This window comes from Flavobacterium marginilacus (assembly GCF_026870155.1).
Taxonomy (GTDB): domain Bacteria; phylum Bacteroidota; class Bacteroidia; order Flavobacteriales; family Flavobacteriaceae; genus Flavobacterium; species Flavobacterium marginilacus.
In genome coordinates this window covers 1263509-1282698 of sequence record NZ_CP113975.1, presented here as the reverse complement: position 1 = coordinate 1282698, position 19190 = coordinate 1263509, and the positions used below count along the sequence as shown (strand labels likewise).

The 19190-nt window shown below is 37.8% G+C and carries 13 protein-coding genes, 2 tRNA genes, 2 rRNA genes and 1 pseudogene; 9 read left to right on the top strand and 9 right to left on the bottom strand.

The window, feature by feature from the left end:
• Positions 1 to 164: 164 nt before the first annotated feature.
• The 4 genes from OZP07_RS05650 to OZP07_RS05635 all read right to left on the bottom strand — a co-directional run bounded on the left by OZP07_RS05650 (position 165) and on the right by OZP07_RS05635 (position 5117).
• Positions 165 to 3046 (bottom strand): 23S ribosomal RNA (locus OZP07_RS05650).
• A gap of 191 nt (positions 3047 to 3237) precedes the next feature.
• Positions 3238 to 3311: transfer RNA gene (locus tag OZP07_RS05645), tRNA-Ala, on the bottom strand.
• 89 nt (positions 3312 to 3400) lie between these two features.
• Positions 3401 to 3474: transfer RNA gene (locus OZP07_RS05640), tRNA-Ile, on the bottom strand.
• Positions 3475 to 3603: 129 nt separating this feature from the next.
• Positions 3604 to 5117 (bottom strand): 16S ribosomal RNA (locus tag OZP07_RS05635).
• The 16S and 23S rRNA genes sit together here with 2 tRNA genes alongside, the layout of an rRNA operon.
• A 975-nt stretch (positions 5118 to 6092) precedes the next feature.
• Here OZP07_RS05635 and thrS point away from each other — a divergent pair.
• The 4 genes from thrS (at position 6093) to rplT (ending at position 9428) form a co-directional block, all read left to right on the top strand.
• Positions 6093 to 8039 (top strand): threonine--tRNA ligase, encoded by a 1947-nt coding sequence (gene thrS, locus OZP07_RS05630; RefSeq protein ID WP_281637597.1) that lies wholly within the window; start codon positions 6093 to 6095, stop codon positions 8037 to 8039.
• A gap of 78 nt (positions 8040 to 8117) precedes the next feature.
• A complete protein-coding gene (infC, locus tag OZP07_RS05625; RefSeq protein WP_281638452.1) occupies positions 8118 to 8612 on the top strand; it encodes a translation initiation factor IF-3 in 495 nt (164 codons plus the stop codon).
• Between the two features lie 109 nt (positions 8613 to 8721).
• On the top strand, positions 8722 to 8919 hold the full coding sequence (gene rpmI / locus OZP07_RS05620; RefSeq protein WP_007810722.1) for a 50S ribosomal protein L35: 198 nt from the start codon (positions 8722 to 8724) through the stop codon (positions 8917 to 8919).
• A 164-nt stretch (positions 8920 to 9083) separates the two neighbouring features.
• A complete protein-coding gene (gene rplT / locus OZP07_RS05615; protein WP_194643070.1) occupies positions 9084 to 9428 on the top strand; it encodes a 50S ribosomal protein L20 in 345 nt (114 codons plus the stop codon).
• A 69-nt stretch (positions 9429 to 9497) separates the two neighbouring features.
• Here the strand turns inward: rplT and OZP07_RS05610 are convergent.
• The 5 genes and pseudogenes from OZP07_RS05610 to OZP07_RS05590 all read right to left on the bottom strand — a co-directional run bounded on the left by OZP07_RS05610 (position 9498) and on the right by OZP07_RS05590 (position 14612).
• A pseudogene (locus OZP07_RS05610) lies at positions 9498 to 11169 on the bottom strand (IS1182 family transposase).
• A gap of 110 nt (positions 11170 to 11279) precedes the next feature.
• Positions 11280 to 12689 (bottom strand): aspartate ammonia-lyase, encoded by a 1410-nt coding sequence (gene aspA / locus OZP07_RS05605; protein ID WP_194643072.1) that lies wholly within the window; start codon positions 12687 to 12689, stop codon positions 11280 to 11282.
• Between the two features lie 94 nt (positions 12690 to 12783).
• Entirely contained in the window at positions 12784 to 13554 is a 771-nt protein-coding gene (locus OZP07_RS05600; protein ID WP_194643074.1) for a DUF2490 domain-containing protein, read from the bottom strand.
• Positions 13555 to 13734: 180 nt separating this feature from the next.
• Entirely contained in the window at positions 13735 to 14109 is a 375-nt protein-coding gene (locus OZP07_RS05595) for a hypothetical protein (RefSeq protein ID WP_281637596.1), read from the bottom strand.
• A complete protein-coding gene (locus tag OZP07_RS05590) occupies positions 14109 to 14612 on the bottom strand; it encodes a hypothetical protein (RefSeq protein ID WP_281637595.1) in 504 nt (167 codons plus the stop codon). Before OZP07_RS05590 ends, OZP07_RS05595 begins: the two co-directional genes overlap by 1 nt.
• A 342-nt stretch (positions 14613 to 14954) precedes the next feature.
• Between OZP07_RS05590 and OZP07_RS05585 the strand changes: the two genes are divergently transcribed.
• The 5 genes from OZP07_RS05585 (at position 14955) to OZP07_RS05565 (ending at position 19150) form a co-directional block, all read left to right on the top strand.
• Positions 14955 to 15119, top strand: coding sequence for a hypothetical protein (locus tag OZP07_RS05585; protein ID WP_194643078.1), 165 nt, complete (start codon positions 14955 to 14957; stop codon positions 15117 to 15119).
• Between the two features lie 59 nt (positions 15120 to 15178).
• Complete coding sequence (locus OZP07_RS05580) at positions 15179 to 16900, top strand: tetratricopeptide repeat-containing sensor histidine kinase (RefSeq protein WP_281637594.1); 1722 nt, start codon at positions 15179 to 15181, stop codon at positions 16898 to 16900.
• Positions 16901 to 16909: 9 nt separating this feature from the next.
• A complete protein-coding gene (locus tag OZP07_RS05575) occupies positions 16910 to 17578 on the top strand; it encodes a response regulator transcription factor (protein ID WP_281637593.1) in 669 nt (222 codons plus the stop codon).
• Between the two features lie 168 nt (positions 17579 to 17746).
• Positions 17747 to 18085 carry a YegP family protein gene (locus tag OZP07_RS05570; protein WP_281637592.1) on the top strand — a complete coding sequence of 113 codons (339 nt, stop codon included), beginning with the start codon at positions 17747 to 17749 and terminating at the stop codon, positions 18083 to 18085.
• Positions 18086 to 18097: 12 nt separating this feature from the next.
• Positions 18098 to 19150: a type I restriction endonuclease gene (locus OZP07_RS05565; RefSeq protein ID WP_281637591.1), complete on the top strand. Its 1053-nt coding sequence runs from the start codon at positions 18098 to 18100 to the stop codon at positions 19148 to 19150.
• The last annotated feature ends 40 nt before the right edge of the window (positions 19151 to 19190 follow it).

Genomic DNA, 19190 nt, shown 5'->3' with positions numbered 1-19190 from the left:
TAGTCCAAAGTCTAAGGTCATAAAGTCTAAAGTTTTCACTTTATGACTTTTGACTTTCGTCTTTAAGACTGCTCTGCGTCGAGCAAATATCTTAACATACTGAGATAAAGAATATAAAAAGTTTTAGAAAGTTTCTTCTCCCGATTTTCATCGGGAGAGGAGGCGTACATAAGCTTACGGGTTATTAGTACTACTCGACTATGACATTACTGCCTTTACATCTATAGCCTATCAACGTGGTCATCTTCCACGACCCTTAAAAGAAATCTCATCTTGTGGTGGGTTTCGCGCTTATATGCTTTCAGCGCTTATCCCTTCCCAACGTAGCTACTCTGCGGTGCCCCTGGCGGGACAACAGATACACTAGAGGTTAGTCCAATTCGGTCCTCTCGTACTAGAATCAGATCCACTCAAATTTCTAACGCCCACAGTAGATAGAGACCGAACTGTCTCACGACGTTCTGAACCCAGCTCGCGTGCCACTTTAATGGGCGAACAGCCCAACCCTTGGGACCTTCTCCAGCCCCAGGATGTGACGAGCCGACATCGAGGTGCCAAACCCCCCCGTCGATATGAGCTCTTGGGGGAGATCAGCCTGTTATCCCCGGCGTACCTTTTATCCTTTGAGCGATGGCCCTTCCATGCGGAACCACCGGATCACTATGCTCTACTTTCGTACCTGATCGACCTGTATGTCTCTCAGTCAAGCTCCCTTATGCCATTGCACTCTACGCACGGTTACCAAGCGTACTGAGGGAACCTTTAGAAGCCTCCGTTACTCTTTTGGAGGCGACCACCCCAGTCAAACTACCCACCAAGCAATGTCCCCCCGGTTGGGGGTTAGGCCTCAGATAAACAAAGGGTTGTATTTCAACAATGACTCCACAACGCCTGGCGACGCCACTTCACAGTCTCCAACCTATCCTACACATCATTTATCCAAGGTCAATACTAAGCTATAGTAAAGGTGCACAGGGTCTTTTCGTCCCACTGCGGGTAAACGGCATCTTCACCGTTACTACAATTTCACCGAGCTCATGGCTGAGACAGTGTCCAGATCGTTACACCATTCGTGCAGGTCGGAACTTACCCGACAAGGAATTTCGCTACCTTAGGACCGTTATAGTTACGGCCGCCGTTTACTGGGGCTTCAATTCAATGCTTCTCCGAAGATAACATCTCCTCTTAACCTTCCAGCACCGGGCAGGTGTCAGGCCCTATACTTCATCTTACGATTTTGCAGAGCCCTGTGTTTTTGATAAACAGTCGCCTGGACCTCTTCACTGCGGCCCCGATTACTCGGGGCGACCCTTCTCCCGAAGTTACGGGTCTATTTTGCCTAATTCCTTAGCCATGAATCTCTCGAGCACCTTAGGATTCTCTCCTCGACTACCTGTGTCGGTTTACGGTACGGGTACTGATTACCTGAAGTTTAGAGGTTTTTCTTGGAAGCCCTTAGGCGCACTATCTCTTTGTCCGAAGACTCCGAGTACTATCGTATTTCCCCAAAAGATGTGGATTTGCCTGCATCTCTTATAGGTAGGTACTTCAACGAACTATTCCGTCAGTTCGCGGCGCTTTCATCACTCCGTCACCCCATCACAGTAATCACTAGTACGGGAATATTAACCCGTTGGCCATCGACTGTCCCTTTCGGGTTCGCCTTAGGTCCCGACTAACCCACAGCTGATTAGCATAGCTGTGGAAACCTTAGTCTTTCGGTGTGCGGGTTTCTCGCCCGCATTATCGTTACTTATGCCTACATTTTCTTTTCTAACCAGTCCAGCATACCTTACGATACACCTTCAGCCCTGTTAGAATGCTCCCCTACCACTTTACATTGCTGTAAAATCCATAGCTTCGGTAATATGTTTATGCCCGATTATTATCCATGCTCGTCCGCTCGACTAGTGAGCTGTTACGCACTCTTTAAATGAATGGCTGCTTCCAAGCCAACATCCTAGCTGTCTGGGCAGACAAACCTCGTTCTTTCAACTTAACATATATTTGGGGACCTTAGCTGATGGTCTGGGTTCTTTCCCTCTCGGACTTGGACCTTAGCACCCAAGCCCTCACTGCAAGGAAACATTATATAGCATTCGGAGTTTGTCAGGAATTGGTAGGCGGTGAAGCCCCCGCATCCAATCAGTAGCTCTACCTCTATATAACTTATGCCTTGCGCTGCACCTAAATGCATTTCGGGGAGTACGAGCTATTTCCGAGTTTGATTGGCCTTTCACCCCTACCCACAGGTCATCCGAAGACTTTTCAACGTCAACCGGTTCGGACCTCCACACTGTGTTACCAGCGCTTCATCCTGCCCATGGGTAGATCACACGGTTTCGCGTCTAACACTACTGACTAAAGCGCCCTATTCAGACTCGCTTTCGCTACGGATCCGTGGCTTAACCACTTATCCTTGCCAGCAACGTTAACTCGTAGGCTCATTATGCAAAAGGCACGCCGTCACCCCACGAAAGGGCTCCGACCGCTTGTAAGCGTATGGTTTCAGGATCTATTTCACTCCGTTATTCACGGTTCTTTTCACCTTTCCCTCACGGTACTGGTTCACTATCGGTCTCTCAGGAGTATTTAGCCTTAGCGGATGGTCCCGCCAAATTCAGACAGGGTTTCACGTGCCCCGCCCTACTCAGGATACCACTATCCTTTACACTTGTTACCTATACAAGACTATCACTCTCTTTGGTTCTGCTTTCCAGCAGATTCTAGTTCCTTGTGCAAGAAATGTCGTGGTCCTACAACCCCAGAACTGCCGTAACAGCACTGGTTTGGGCTAATCCGCGTTCGCTCGCCACTACTTACGGAATCACTTTTGTTTTCTTCTCCTCCGCCTACTTAGATGTTTCAGTTCAGCGGGTTTGCCCACCTATCGGTGTGCTATGTCTTCAACATAGCGGGTTGCCCCATTCAGGTATTTACGGATCTATCGATGTGTGCTCGTCCCCGTAACTTTTCGCAGCTTATCACGCCTTTCTTCGCCTCTGAGAGCCTAGGCATCCCCCATACGCCCTTATTTTGCTTATTGTACCAATCATAAAATCAATTATGACCGTTGTTTTTGTACAGACGTTGCAGTGCAACATCTCTACGCTTTCTACTTTTATTATTTCTTATCTCAATATGTCAATGAACTTTCTTTAGTCTAATGTCTTAATGTCAAATGTCTTAAAGTCTAGGACTTTGGACTTTCGACTTTGGACTTTATGACCAAAATCGTGGAGAATAACGGAGTCGAACCGTTGACCTCCTGCGTGCAAGGCAGGCGCTCTAGCCAGCTGAGCTAATCCCCCATTTTTTTAGCTTTCAGTTATCAGCCGTCAGCTTTCAGCGGATTGTTGATAACTCAACTTCTAAAATTTCCTTCTTTTAAGTTAAATAGTAGTCCCGGGCAGACTCGAACTGCCGACCCCTACATTATCAGTGTAGTACTCTAACCAGCTGAGCTACGAGACTCTGTTTTTACTTAATTTTTATTCTTTTTTTTTAAATTAACAGCAAGAGTAATATAATCTTCATATTTGAAACCAAAAGTCTCTTCGTCTTCTTTCTTTGGCGTGCACTTGGCTAACACCAAAGCTCTAGAAAGGAGGTGTTCCAGCCGCACCTTCCGGTACGGCTACCTTGTTACGACTTAGCCCTAGTTACCAGTTTTACCCTAGGCAGCTCCTTGCGGTCACCGACTTCAGGCACCCCCAGCTTCCATGGCTTGACGGGCGGTGTGTACAAGGCCCGGGAACGTATTCACCGGATCATGGCTGATATCCGATTACTAGCGATTCCAGCTTCACGGAGTCGAGTTGCAGACTCCGATCCGAACTGTGACCGGTTTTATAGATTCGCTCCTCCTCACGAAGTGGCTGCTCTCTGTACCGGCCATTGTAGCACGTGTGTAGCCCAAGGCGTAAGGGCCGTGATGATTTGACGTCATCCCCACCTTCCTCACAGTTTGCACTGGCAGTCTCGTTAGAGTTCCCGACATGACTCGATGGCAACTAACAACAGGGGTTGCGCTCGTTATAGGACTTAACCTGACACCTCACGGCACGAGCTGACGACAACCATGCAGCACCTTGTAAACTGTCTTACGAAAGGTCTGTTTCCAAACCGGTCAGTCTACATTTAAGCCTTGGTAAGGTTCCTCGCGTATCATCGAATTAAACCACATGCTCCACCGCTTGTGCGGGCCCCCGTCAATTCCTTTGAGTTTCAGGCTTGCGCCCGTACTCCCCAGGTGGGATACTTATCACTTTCGCTTAGCCACTGAAGTTGCCCCCAACAGCTAGTATCCATCGTTTACGGCGTGGACTACCAGGGTATCTAATCCTGTTCGCTACCCACGCTTTCGTCCATCAGCGTCAATCCACTGGTAGTAACCTGCCTTCGCAATTGGTATTCCATGTAATCTCTAAGCATTTCACCGCTACACTACATATTCTAGTTACTTCCCAGTAATTCAAGTCTGGCAGTATCAATGGCCGTTCCACCGTTGAGCGATGGGCTTTCACCACTGACTTACCAAACCGCCTACGGACCCTTTAAACCCAATGATTCCGGATAACGCTTGGATCCTCCGTATTACCGCGGCTGCTGGCACGGAGTTAGCCGATCCTTATTCTTACGATACCGTCAAGCTCCTACACGTAGGAGTGTTTCTTCTCGTACAAAAGCAGTTTACAATCCATAGGACCGTCATCCTGCACGCGGCATGGCTGGATCAGGCTTGCGCCCATTGTCCAATATTCCTCACTGCTGCCTCCCGTAGGAGTCTGGTCCGTGTCTCAGTACCAGTGTGGGGGATCTCCCTCTCAGGACCCCTACCCATCGTAGCCTTGGTAAGCCGTTACCTTACCAACAAGCTAATGGGACGCATGCTCATCTTTCACCGTTGGAACTTTAATAATGGGCTGATGCCAGCTCATTATACTATGAGGTATTAATCCAAATTTCTCTGGGCTATCCCTCTGTGAAAGGCAGATTGCATACGCGTTACGCACCCGTGCGCCGGTCTCTATCTCCGAAGAAATATACCCCTCGACTTGCATGTGTTAAGCCTGCCGCTAGCGTTCATCCTGAGCCAGGATCAAACTCTTCATCGTATATTATTTAGTCTTGCGACTTATTTATTATTCGACTCAGTCTCTATTGGTCTTTATTCAAATCTTAACGATTCTATTACTCTTATTTTATTTGTTCTGATCTAGTCGTTGCAGTGCAACGCCTCTACCAAAACGGCTGTCAATTCAATATGTCTAGGAACGTGTTCTTCTTTATTTTCTCACTTATCGTTATTGCGATTAGCGGGTGCAAAAGTAACAATTCTTTTTTAACCAGCAAGATTATTTTGAAGTTTTTTTTGAAAAATTTTATCTCTCTTTCTTCTCATCTCTTACTCAGTCTATCAAGGAACGTTACGCGTTTTGCGGGGTGCAAAAGTAACTCACTTTTTTAAATCCTGCAAGCTTTTTAAATCTTTTTTTCGAAAATGTTTTCCGTTTTGATCTCTTTAACCTGTCAGTACTTTAAGGAACGCTGTCGCTGTTGCGGGTGCAAAAGTAGACAGTTTTTCCGTTTAAACAATGCCTTTTCGTGATTATTTTTTGTTTATTTTTTAATACACTGGTAACCTTAGGATTAGAATCACAGGTTTTGAGAATTTTTGAATTACAGAACGCAATCTGGGCGGGGTTTGCCAGTTTTAAAGGGATTCTAAGGATTTCTTTAGCGATTATTCAGAACCAAGGAACTTACTCCGCCCTGCGGGCGTCGCTCCAAAAACGGAAAATCCGCCTCAAACTTATTATTGGTCTCTTTTCTAATTATCCTATAAATATATATAAGAGCAGATCTCTCTTATGAAATACCGAAGAGCCCTCATGAAGCGGAAATCCTTGTGAACCGAGGTTCGGACCACAAGATTGTAGCGAATAGCAGAATGAAGCTCCTAATTATCTGAAATAATCTTTTGTCATTCCACTCAATTTGATTTTATACTTATATGCAACAAACCTTATACACCTATTGTATGTGTTTTGTTAATACTTTATATTTGCAATCTTAAAATATAAAAAACAATGATTAAGATTACTTTGCCCGATGGGTCAGTTAGAGAGTTTGCTCCTGGAGTAACTCCGATGGATGTTGCAAAAAGCATCAGTGAAGGATTTGCCAGAAATGTGATTTCAGCTTCTTTTAATGGTACAACTATTGAAACATCTACTCCACTGACGACCGACGGCAGTCTTATATTATATACTTGGAATGATGCCGATGGCAAGAAAGCTTTTTGGCATTCAACTTCGCACGTTATGGCACAAGTACTTGAAGAGATGTATCCTGGAATACAATTGACTCTTGGACCTGCTATTGCAAATGGTTTTTATTACGACGTTGATTTTGGTGATCAAAAAATCACTGAAGCTGATTTTAAGAAAATTGAAGACCGTGTTCTTGAAATTTCAAGAGGAAAACACGAATTCAAAATGCGTCCTGTTACAAAAGCAGAAGCTTTGGAAATGTACAAAGACAATGTTTACAAAACTGAGCTGATCACTAATCTTGAAGACGGAACTATCACTTTTTGTGACCACGATACTTTTACTGACTTATGCCGCGGAGGCCATATTCCAAATACCGGAATCATCAAAGCGATGAAAATAATGAGTATAGCCGGCGCATACTGGAGAGGTGACGAGAAAAACAAACAGCTGACACGCGTTTACGGTACTTCATTTCCAAAACAAAAAGATTTAACTGAATATCTAGAATTACTTGAAGAAGCAAAACGCCGCGACCATAGAAAACTAGGAAAAGAGCTGGAATTATTTGCTTTTTCACAAAAAGTGGGACAAGGTTTGCCGTTATGGCTGCCAAAAGGAGCTGCTTTGAGAGACCGTCTTGAGCAGTTTTTGAAAAAAGCTCAGAAAAAAGCAGGTTACGAGCAGGTTGTTACACCACATATTGGACAAAAAGAGCTCTATGTAACTTCTGGACATTACGCTAAATACGGAGCAGACAGTTTTCAGCCAATCAATACTCCTGCGGAAGGTGAAGAATTTTTATTGAAACCAATGAACTGCCCTCACCATTGTGAAATTTACAATGTAAGACCTTGGTCATACAAAGATTTACCAAAGCGTTATGCTGAATTCGGGACTGTTTACAGATACGAACAAAGCGGTGAATTACACGGTTTAACTCGTGTACGCGGGTTTACTCAGGATGATGCGCATATTTTCTGTACTCCAGAACAATTGGATGAAGAGTTTAAAAAAGTAATTGACTTAGTACTTTATGTATTTGGTTCGTTAGGATTTGAAAACTTTACAGCTCAGATTTCATTGAGGGACCAAGAAAACAGAGATAAATACATTGGTTCAGATGAAAATTGGGAAAAGGCTGAAAACGCAATCATTAATGCAGCAGCTGACAAAGGACTTAACACTGTAGTTGAATACGGCGAGGCGGCTTTCTATGGCCCTAAGCTTGATTTCATGGTAAAAGATGCTTTGGGCAGACAATGGCAGTTAGGAACAATTCAGGTGGATTATAATTTACCAGAGCGTTTTGAATTGACCTACAAAGGATCTGACAATGAATTACATAGACCGGTAATGATCCATAGAGCACCTTTTGGATCTATGGAGCGTTTCATAGCAATTTTACTAGAACATACTGCAGGAAATTTCCCTCTTTGGTTAATGCCGGAGCAGGTAATTATCCTGTCTTTGAGCGAGAAATATGAAAATTATGCTAAAAAAGTTTTAAATCTGCTAGAAAATAACGAAATTCGCGCCCTAATTGACAACAGAAACGAGACAATTGGAAAGAAAATCAGAGATGCGGAGATTCAAAAAATCCCATTTATGCTGATTGTTGGTGAAGAAGAAGAGAAAAACGGAACCATTTCTATTCGTCGCAAAGGTCAGGAAGGAAAAGGAAATATCAGCGCAACAATAGAAGAATTTACTGCTATTGTTGACGAAGAAATAAAGAAAACATTAAAAGTATTTACAGTTTAACTTAAAAATTATAAAGCCATAGCAATAAGAAGCAATAGAGGTTACCAACCTCGAGTAGAAAAGAAAGATGCTCACAGAATAAATAATCTTATTCGTGTGCCAGAAGTACGTCTTGTAGGAGAAAATATAGAAACAGGTGTTTACAAAACTTCTGAAGCTTTAAAATTAGCCGACCAGCTTGAATTGGATCTGGTTGAAATTTCTCCTAATGCAGAACCGCCTGTATGTAAAATAATGGACTATAAAAAGTTCCTTTACGAACAGAAGAGACGCGAAAAAGAACTTAAAGCAAAGTCTACTCAAATTGTAGTAAAAGAAATCCGTTTTGGTCCTCAGACAGATGAGCACGATTACGAATTTAAAAGAAAAAATGCTGAGAAATTCTTGAAAGAAGGATCCAAATTAAAAGCTTTTGTTTTCTTTAAAGGACGTTCTATCATCTATAAAGACCAAGGACAAATCTTATTATTAAGATTAGCTACAGACTTGGAAGAATACGGAAAAGTTGAAGCGATGCCAGTTCTTGAAGGAAAAAGAATGATTATGTTCATCGCTCCTAAGAAGAAAAAATAGTAATTAGGCAAAAGGCACTAGCTAAAAGTTTTACAACTAATAACTATTGCCTAATGGCTTTTCACTTAAAAAATAAGTAAGTAATAATAAATTAAAACACTAGGAAAAAATGCCTAAAATGAAAACAAAATCTAGCGCCAAAAAACGTTTCAAAGTTACTGGCTCTGGTAAGATTAAAAGAAAGCATGCTTTTAAAAGTCACATCTTGACTAAAAAATCTAAAAAACGTAAATTAGCTTTGACTCACTCAGCGCTAGTTCACTCTACAGATATGAAAAGCATCAAACAACAATTAAGAATTATCTAATATTAGTAATTAGTCCTTAGTAATTAGCTCTAAGCTAGTCACTAATCACTGTTTTCTAATCACTAAGATTTCTTTAGGTTAAAACAAATTTAATAACCTTGGAGTATGGCTATAAGTTCCTTTGATTAAATTCAGGACGCCTGCTACAAAAAAACAATAAAATTATGCCAAGATCGGTAAATTCAGTTGCTAAAAGAGCAAGAAGAAAAAAAATAATGAAGCAAGCCAAAGGTTTCTTTGGCAGACGTAAAAACGTTTGGACAGTTGCTAAAAACGCGGTAGAAAAAGCAATGTGCTACGCATACCGCGACAGAAAAGCGAATAAAAGAAATTTCCGTGCATTATGGATTCAGCGTATCAACGCTGGAGCTAGATTGGAAGGAATGTCTTATTCTCAATTCATGGGTAAAGTAAAAGCTAACGGAATCGAATTGAACCGTAAAGTTCTTGCTGATTTAGCGATGAATCACCCTGAAGCTTTCAAAGCAGTACTTAATAAAGTAAAATAAACGTTATATAAACTCAATTTAGAATTACTTACTTATTCAGAAGAGGCTGTCCGAAAAGGACAGCTTTTTTTATGCTGCAAATTTCAGGAATCGATTTTGGGTTGGTTGATTAATGAAAAAATATTCTGTTACAGTATTTAAAAAGTGAATTTCGACTTTTATAGCTCTATTTAGAACTCTGAAGGAGATTTTTAGATGAGTTTTCGACGCATCATTGTTCTTTGCTATCATTTTTCTGAAATTATGCCCGATAGCCATCAATAGAAATTCCATTTCCACTTTTTCGATGCTTGTGAAAGTAAACCGGCTGAATTTATTGTTGTTTTTTAGCTGTCCGAATACTGCTTCAACTTCTATTGGGCGTTTGCTTCGGTGTTCGAGTCCTTTTTCGCTCATGAGCAGCTCTTTGGCCTGAGCCCTTAATTGGTTCAGGCGGTGGTTTACTTCTATTGTTCTGTTTCCTTTGGCTTTATGGCACAAACTTCTAAGTGGACATCCATCACATCTTTTTGCTTGATAATAAGATACTTGTGATTCGTATCCGTTGGCCGATGTCCGTTTTCCACTGCCAATGTTTTCCATTCTTTGTCCCATTGGACACACATAAAAATCCTGCTGTATATTGTAGAACAAATTCTGGACAAGAAACGGATTGTCCTTCATTTTTTTCTTCTGTTCTTTGTGAAAATAATTATACTTTACATAGGTCCGTTATGTCTTTATTTTCAAGCATTTCGTAGTTTTCTTCGCTTCCATAACCAGCATCGGCTACAACTGTTTTGCTTTGTTTTTGATACATTTTTTCAAATTCCTCCAAATGGGATTTTAAAGTCGTAGTGTCGTTAGGTGTCTGATGAATGGTTACGTTGGTAATGAATTGATTTTCAGTAGAAATCTGAGGATTGTATGCAGGTTTTAACTGTCCGTTTTTCATATGGTCTTCCTTCATTCTCATAAAGGTAGCGTCAGGATCTGTCTTACTGTAGGAGTTTCTATTGCCTAAAATCACTAAATCTTTTTCGTATTTTTCAAGCTTTGGCAGGTGCTCTTCCTGAAGCTTTTCAAGCTCTTTGGTTATCTTCTTGTTGGGCTCTTTGAGTTTTTTATTGAGTTCTGATAATTTTTCTTTCAGCTCTTCCGAGTTTATTTTTTTTGGTAATTCTTCCTTGTTGACTTCTTGATTATCTGATAAAATACTGTTTTCAATGTCGGATAAGATACTGTTGATTTTTACTTCGAGCTTTTCTTTGTATTTCTCTATAGAACCCCGCCAGACAAAGGTGTATTTATTGGATTTGGCTTCTATTTTTGTTCCATCAATGTATTGGATATCCAGACTGACATAGCCCATTTCCACAAGCATTTTGACCACCTCTGCAAATAAATCTTTGATGTTTTCTTTTAAAATCTTTCCTCTAAAATCGTTAATGGTTCTAAAATCAGGAGTTGAGTTGCCTGAAATAAACATAAAATGAATGTTCTCAGTAAGTGCCTTTGCTATTTTTCGGCAGGAATAAGTGTTGCTTAAATAACTGTAAAACAAAACCTTAAGCATCATTCTGGGATGATAGGCCGAGGTGCCTCCTCCTTTATATATTTTAAGTATATGACTTATATCCAATGAATTGACAATCTTATCCACTAAGCGGACAGGATGGTTTTCTGAAATTTTATCAAAAATATTTATCGGAAAAAGTTCCGGTGTATTGATCGATTGCGATTTAAATATTACTTTAGCCATTGCTCGTTTTTTGTGCAACTCTAAGATACTATTTTAGATTAAAAACAGCAAAAAAAAGGCTGTCCTTACTTTTTGGACAGCCTCTTTTTATCAAATAAAGTTCATATATACTATGAAGTAATGAATTTAGGATTTATTAAATTATCCAATGAATAAATTTCATCCCATTTATCCTGAGTTATTAATTTGCGCTCGATGACTGCAATTTGATGTACGCTTTTCCCAGTTTTAAGCGCCTCCCCTGCTATACTGGCACTTTCTTCGTATCCCAAAATAGGATTGAGCTGGGTAACAATCCCAATGCTGTTCATTACCATATTATAACAATGCTGCTCATTTGCAGTTATACCATTAATACACTTCTCGATTAAAGTCTGGATAGCTTTAGTCAAATAATCCAAGGATGTAAACATTGCAAAAGCAATTACTGGCTCCATCACATTTAATTGCAATTGTCCAGCTTCGGCTGCCATAGTCACTGTTAAGTCCTGACCAATCACATAAAAACAAGTTTGATTGACAACCTCAGGAATAACTGGATTAACTTTTCCTGGCATAATTGATGAACCTGGCTGACGCGGAGGCAGATTAATTTCATTTAATCCGGTTCTAGGCCCTGAACTCAATAATCTCAAATCATTGCAGATTTTAGAAATCTTGACCGCAGTTCTTTTCATGGTTCCCATTATCTGCACATAAGCTCCCGTATCTACCGTCGCTTCAATCAAATCTGGTGATAAGGTTAAGGGAATTCCAATTTCCTTGGCTAAATAATTGACGCAGATCTCTGGATAACCTTCTGGAGCATTTACTTTGGTTCCAATAGCAGTTGCTCCCATATTAATTTCCAAAACTAAACTTTGGGCAATACGTAATTGCCTAATATCTTCTCCAATAGTGGTTGCATAAGAATGGAATTCCTGCCCCAAAGTCATTGGAACCGCATCTTGCAATTGGGTACGCCCCATCTTTAAAACTTTACTAAACTCATTTCCTTTTGCAGTAAAAGAGACTTCTAAATCTTCTAAAGCCTTGATGAAAAATTCCATTTTTAAATAAACAGCAATTCTAAAAGCCGAAGGATAAGCATCATTAGTTGATTGAGAGCAATTAACGTGATTGTTTGGGTGGAGATATTTATACTCCCCTTTTTTATGACCTAAATATTCCAAACCAATATTAGCAATTACTTCATTGGCATTCATATTTACAGATGTTCCAGCACCACCCTGAATTAAATCACTTACAAATTCCTGATTAAACTTGCCGGCAATTATCTGATCACAGGCATAACAAATTGCTTCAACAACTTTAGCATCTAAAGCACCACAATCTAGATTAGCCATTGCAGCGGCTTTCTTAACATATCCTAATGCTTTAATAAATAAAGGAGCTTTAGAAATTGGGATACCAGTAATATTAAAATTATCTACAGCTCTAAAAGTTTGAATACCATAATATAAATGATCAGGAATTTCCAATTCTCCTAGAAAATCATGTTCTTTTCTTGTTGCTTTCATAATGTATTAATTGCTTATTAATTAGCATTAAAGTTAATACATAAATAAAAAAACACAAGAAAACTTTCTTTAAATTCAATTATATTTTGAAGTTTTATTCATCTCCTGAATGATGCTCAGGCGCTTTGGGTGCAGAGTGTTTTATAACTGAGTTAAGATAAAAAAACAATCGGATAGTATGGTTCATATCATACTGATAACCTGAATATTTTTGCTGGTATACGTTCATGTAACCCAAATCATAACTTAATTTTGGAGTAATATTTTGTTTAATACCAATAAAAAACCTGTTTTGGTCAAAAGTATTATAAACAGCCTCCTTTCCAAAATGGATTAACAGCTCATCGGATAAAACCAATGAAGGCATCTTTTTATCAGTGAATATCGGAATAGTAAAACTGGCTAAGTATCGTACCCTGTCCGTAAAACGATTTTCTCCTGAAGGCTCGTCATTGATCATTTTTTCCTGCCATCTTTGCTCATTTCTCAGCCTTTGAAGAATGCTGACATTTCCTAATTTTGTAATTAATTGAGCCTGCTGATAAATTCTGTTTTCATCTGCATAAGTTGTCCATCCTTCTTTTGTTGGCGCCAGCCACATGTGCGCATAACCTGCTGTTATTGAAACTGCAGAATTAGGTATATAAGAAATACCTCCTCTTAGAAAATAAAAATTATTACTTTCGAAAAAGCCATTCTCACGAATGTGTGCATCTGCAGCAACTCCCCAGTGCTCAGCAAATTTTGTCACTGTGTTTAAAGAAACCCAAGTTTGAACTTGCTCTTTAACTTCTTTTTTAGCGGCACCTTGGCCAAAAATTAAAATAGGAAACAATAAAAATAGAACTTTAGATAGATTTTTCAAAATAATTAGAATTTGAATCAGAAATAAGTTTACACGAAAAATCAAACACAAAACATATTAATTTTTCCATTGTAAATTTACTTTTCACCATAGGATATTAACATGATTTTTATCATTTATCCGAAAAAAAAAGAACTTTTTTATACTAAAAAAGTGATAAGGCAACTAATCCCAAATACATTACTCCTTCTCTTTTAAGTGATACTCCTTAATAATATACTTTGTAATTTCTTTTAATGTTTTTCCTGTTTCAGGATGAAGCCCAGGCTGGTTAAAAAGTTCTATTTTACCATGCTCTTTAGAATACCAAACAACAGGCTTACCATTTTTAAAAAACACCTGTTCCGCTTTAGAATCCAATTTAATTAACTTCATAGTGCTTGCATCAATAGGAACAATATTATTCCATTGACCAATTCCTAATTGACTATTAGAACAATCCACTTCTTCATAATGACTTCCCTGCCACTGCATGCATTGTTTTGCAGGAAAAAAAATATTTTTTGCGGTATATCCTGTAAAAAACAAAGACATTAAAACAATAACTATAGTCATTATTTTTTTCTTCGTACCGCTTCTGTAATAATTCCTTCCTTTTTTGTAACAACTTCAATGTTCTTCTTTGGAACAATATCAACTTCTTCATACTCATTTTCAGGAAAATTTTCATCAGCTATTTCAATAGCTCCTGTGTTTTGACTAAACCTTTTAAAAGGTCTTGGATTAAAATCAACAATAACCGCTGCTAATTCAATTCTAGGTCTATTCTCTGATTTTTTATCTTCTTTCAAAAATGAAATCACCGACTTTAATTTTCCAGTATTAAAATTTTCAATTGTTCTTTCAAACTTTTCATTTTCATTAACATTAAAAAAAAATCTGAATGTAGCTTCATCAGCTTTGGTCATACCTCTTTGAGCAATATACAGACACAAATCCCTTAACTGGGCAGGAGTAATATTAGAAATATCACCGCTCCCATATATCCCTTCAATTTTCTTCTGTTCAAACTGACTCTTAATAGCCTTTTTATATTCTTCAAAAGTAATTTCATTCATAAGCATCATCGGAATTAATTGGAATTATTAGAAACAATCGGAATTACTGGAATTACAGGAATTCCATTGAAATCATTAGGCAGAAACAACATTACTTTGCTTCAGAATTAGTTCTTGTCCGCTTTCGCGATACGGACAAATGTACAAAACTAGTTTCAAAAAAGTGTTGCTAAACAGCGTAGTACGATTATTCGGGAAGTATAAAAATACTATACTGTTTTAGCACACTTCACTTCCCGCAAGCAAAAAAACAATGAGTTTTTAATGGCTCGCCTATCTAGGCAGTAATTCGATTTCAATATCGGACAGCCACACCTATGTCAAATTTTTAAATCCAACAAAATGAAAAGAATATTTCTTATATCGTGTTATATCATTGCTGCAGTGGCAATGGCTTCTTGTACCAATGATGATGTGGAGACTACTCCAACAACAAGTAAACAACAAATAAATGCTGACGGAGATGGTCAAAGCGGGCAAACTCCGCTCCCTCCCCCAAAGCATTAATTTTCAGTAAATTATTTCAAAATCATTACAGTTTTAATTAATTTGAGTATTTTCGGGGAATGATAATAAAAAAGTTACATTTCCCGAATTTTTATTTATCGCTTATATCGTTATTGGTGCTGTTTTCATGTACCAAAAACTCAACAGTTCCAGAAGAAAAAACAACAAATACTGATTATAAAATCTCTTTTGATCGTGCTGAAAAATATTTCAATAGTCAAGACTATGATAGTGCCTTTTTCTATTATAATAAAATAAAGTCTACTTCTAATACGGCCAAAGATCAAGAAAAAATAATTTACTCCCTGCTTAGAATGTCAACTATTGAACAAATTCAAGGTGATTATTCCAGCAGTGAGACCACTGCAACTGAAGCTATTTCGTTTTTTCAAAAAAGTACAAATCCGTATTATAAATGTTATGCTTATAACTTATTAGCTATTAATTACGAGAGCCTTTTTGATTACGACAGGGCTATTTATTACTACAGCAAGGCCTTTAATTTATCTGAAGATAAATTGGCAAAAGCAATCCTTAAAAATAATATCGCAGTTGTGTATTTAGATCAGAATAAATACCCTCAGGCAATTACTATTTTATTACCATTAACAAGAGAAAGCGAAGTGCAGAAAAACAAGGAAAATTATGCACGAATCTTAGATAATTTAGGATACTCTTATTTTCGTTTAAATGATACTAAAAGTTTGTTCTATCTCAATCAATCATTAAAAATAAGAAAACTCATCAAAGATAACTTTGGATTGACAAAAAGTTATATTCATTTATCTGAATTCCATAAAAACAGAGATCCAAAATTATCATATGACTACTCCAAAAAAGCGTATGCTACAGCCACTAAAATAAATGATGTAGACAACCGTCTAAAATCATTGACTTTATTAATGCAAACCAGTAATGGAAATGATTCTAAAAAACACACTGCAATCTATCTCCGCATCAACGACAGTCTTAATAAGGCCAGACAAAAAGCCAAAAATCAATTTGCAAAAATCAAATACGATTCGACCAAAGAAAAAAATGAAAACCTTGTTTTAAAAGCTCAAAAAGCGGAAGATGCTTTAGAACTGGAACTACAGAAAAACCAAAATTATATTGCCTATTTTTTCATTTTTATGGGGATTCTATCTTCTGTTTTTTTATACTATTATTTAAAAAACAAAAGCAAAAAAGATCAACAAGAAGCTGTCTATAAAAGTGAAACCCGAATATCTAAAAAACTGCATGATGAATTAGCCAATGATGTGTACCAGACTATGGCTTTTGCAGAAACTCAAGATTTGCAAGTTCCTGCTAAAAAAGAAACTCTTCTGGGTAATCTCGATAAAATATATGCACTGACAAGAAACATTTCCAGAGAAAACAGTAAAATTGAAACTGGTGCCAATTTTGAGAATGATTTAAAAGAAATGCTATCGGGATACAACAACAATCAAATCCAAATAATTATTAAAGACAACGGCGATATCAATTGGCAGAAAATTGAAGCCGAAAAGAAAATTGCGGTTTACAGAGTTTTACAGGAATTAATGGTCAATATGAAAAAACACAGCCAGTGTTCTTTTGCTTCTATCGGCTTTGAATCCAATGAAAAAGACATCGAAATCAATTATTCGGACAATGGAATTGGAGTAAAAGATTCTTTAATTTTAAAAAATGGGCTCTCCAATGTGGAAAACCGTATTCATACCATAAACGGAACTATTACTTTTGACAAAGGAACCGATAAAGGCTTTAAAGTCAAAATAACAATCCCCAAATAATTACTGAATATGTTCAAAAAAGTTTTGATAGCAGACGACATTGATTTTAATGATATTGCTGCGGTACAAGTGCTGGAAGATTTAGAAATTCCTGAAATTGCCTATTCCAAATATTGTGATGACGCTTTGCTGAAAATCAAAAGAGCCTACAAAGACAACGAACCATACGAATTATTAATATCGGATTTGTCATTCAAAGCTGATTGCAGGGAAAACACTCTCAACTCTGGAGAAGAATTGATATCGGCCGTAAAACAATTATTTCCGGAAATAAAAATCATTGTATTTTCTATCGAAGATAAATCCTATCGTATAAAATCACTGTTTGATAAATATGGCATCAATGGTTTTGTCATGAAAGGCCGAAACAGTATAGTCGAACTCAAAAAAGCTGTCGAAGTCACTTGCCAAAATAAGCAGAAATACTTATCTCCTGATTTGAATTATATTCTTCAGGACAAGACCGTCAATGAAATTGATAATTATGACATCCAGCTCATTAAATATCTTTCGAAAGGCGTAACTCAGGAAAATATGGCCACAGCGTTTGTGGAAGCCGGCATCACGCCAAACAGCAAAAGCACTATCGAAAAACGGCTTAACAAACTCAAGATATACTTCAAAGCAAACAATCCGGCTCATCTTGTTGCCATTGCAAAGGACTTAGGATTGGTTTAAATAATACTTCTTCACTTTTGACCTAACAGGTTTTCGAAACCTGTTAGGTCTTTTTATTTTACTCACAATCAGTTTTAAAAATATTTTGCCTCTTTACGGTTTTCCGTAAAAAACTGAATTTCAATGTTTTTAAGTTTGACTAATTAATAATCAAATAAAAAACAAACCATGAAGTTTCCAAAATTTGTAATCAAAAAGAGCACTAACGATCAATTTTACTTTAACCTATGGTCGAAAGATGAAGCCATTATTTTAAAAAGTGAAATGTACACTACAAAACAAAATTGTAAAAACGGAATTGAATCTGTCAAAACAAATGCTCCATCGGATAAAAATTACGAGAGAAAAACATCTGACAACTTTAAATACTATTTTGTTCTAAAATCTCAAAACAACGGTCAGATAATTGGAACCAGCAATATGTACCCAAACGTAACCGATAGGGATTCCGCCATTGAACGCGTAAAAATTGACGCACCTAAAGCTGAAACTGAAGATTTATCTTAATTCATAAAATCTATGGAACTACCTATACAACTGAAATCTTTGGCCGATAAAATCAATCTGCTAAAGGATAAAATTGAAACCGAAGAATCTACCAAACACGCTTTTGTACTTCCTTTTATTAATATTTTGGGCTACGACACCTTCAATCCTACCGAAGTTGTTCCAGAATTCACTGCCGATTTAGGTTTAAAAAAAGGAGAAAAAGTAGATTATGCCATTATGCAAAATGATGAGCCAATCTTAATTATTGAATGCAAAAACTGGAAAGAAAAGTTAACCGTTCATAATTCCCAGTTATTTCGTTATTTCCATGTTACAAAAACCCGTTTTGCGCTATTGACCAATGGTATTCATTATCAATTTTTCACAGATTTGGATGAAAAAAACAAAATGGACGAAAAACCTTTTTTCGAATTTGACATCTCCCAGTTAAAAGACAGTGCGGTAAATGAAATTGCCAAGTTTCACAAATCTAATTTTGATGTCAACAAAATATTAGACAATGCCAGCTCTTTAAAATTCATCAAAGAAATTCGAAAACAGATTGATAATGAGATTCAAAATCCTTCTCCTGAATTTGTACGGTTATTTGCCTCAAAAATCTATAGTGGCAGATTAACCGAAAAAGTGATGGAAGAATTTACAGAATTAGTCCAAAAAGCGTTCGGGCAATTGATTGGTGAAAAAATAAACGAGCGTCTTCATTTTGCTTTAAACAAAGAAGTCATTATCCAAGAGAAAGACCAGATTGAAGAAGCGGAAGAAAGTAAAATTATCACAAGCGAAGAAGAATTGGATGCTTATCGCATTGTAGTTGCCATTTTGAGACGGAAACTTCACATACAAAGAATTGTTCACCGCGACACTCAATCCTATTTTGGGGTTTTACTAGACGATAACAATCGAAAACCACTCTGCCGATTACATCTAAACGGTGGCAAAAAATACATTGGTCTTTTCAATGCCGATAAAAACGAAATCCGCCAGCCCATTCAAACTATTGATGATATTTATTTGTTTGAGAAAGAACTTCTAGAGACTGTTGGGCTGTATGAAACTGAGTGATTAATAATTAAAATATCTGATTTTATAATAAAATTTTTAA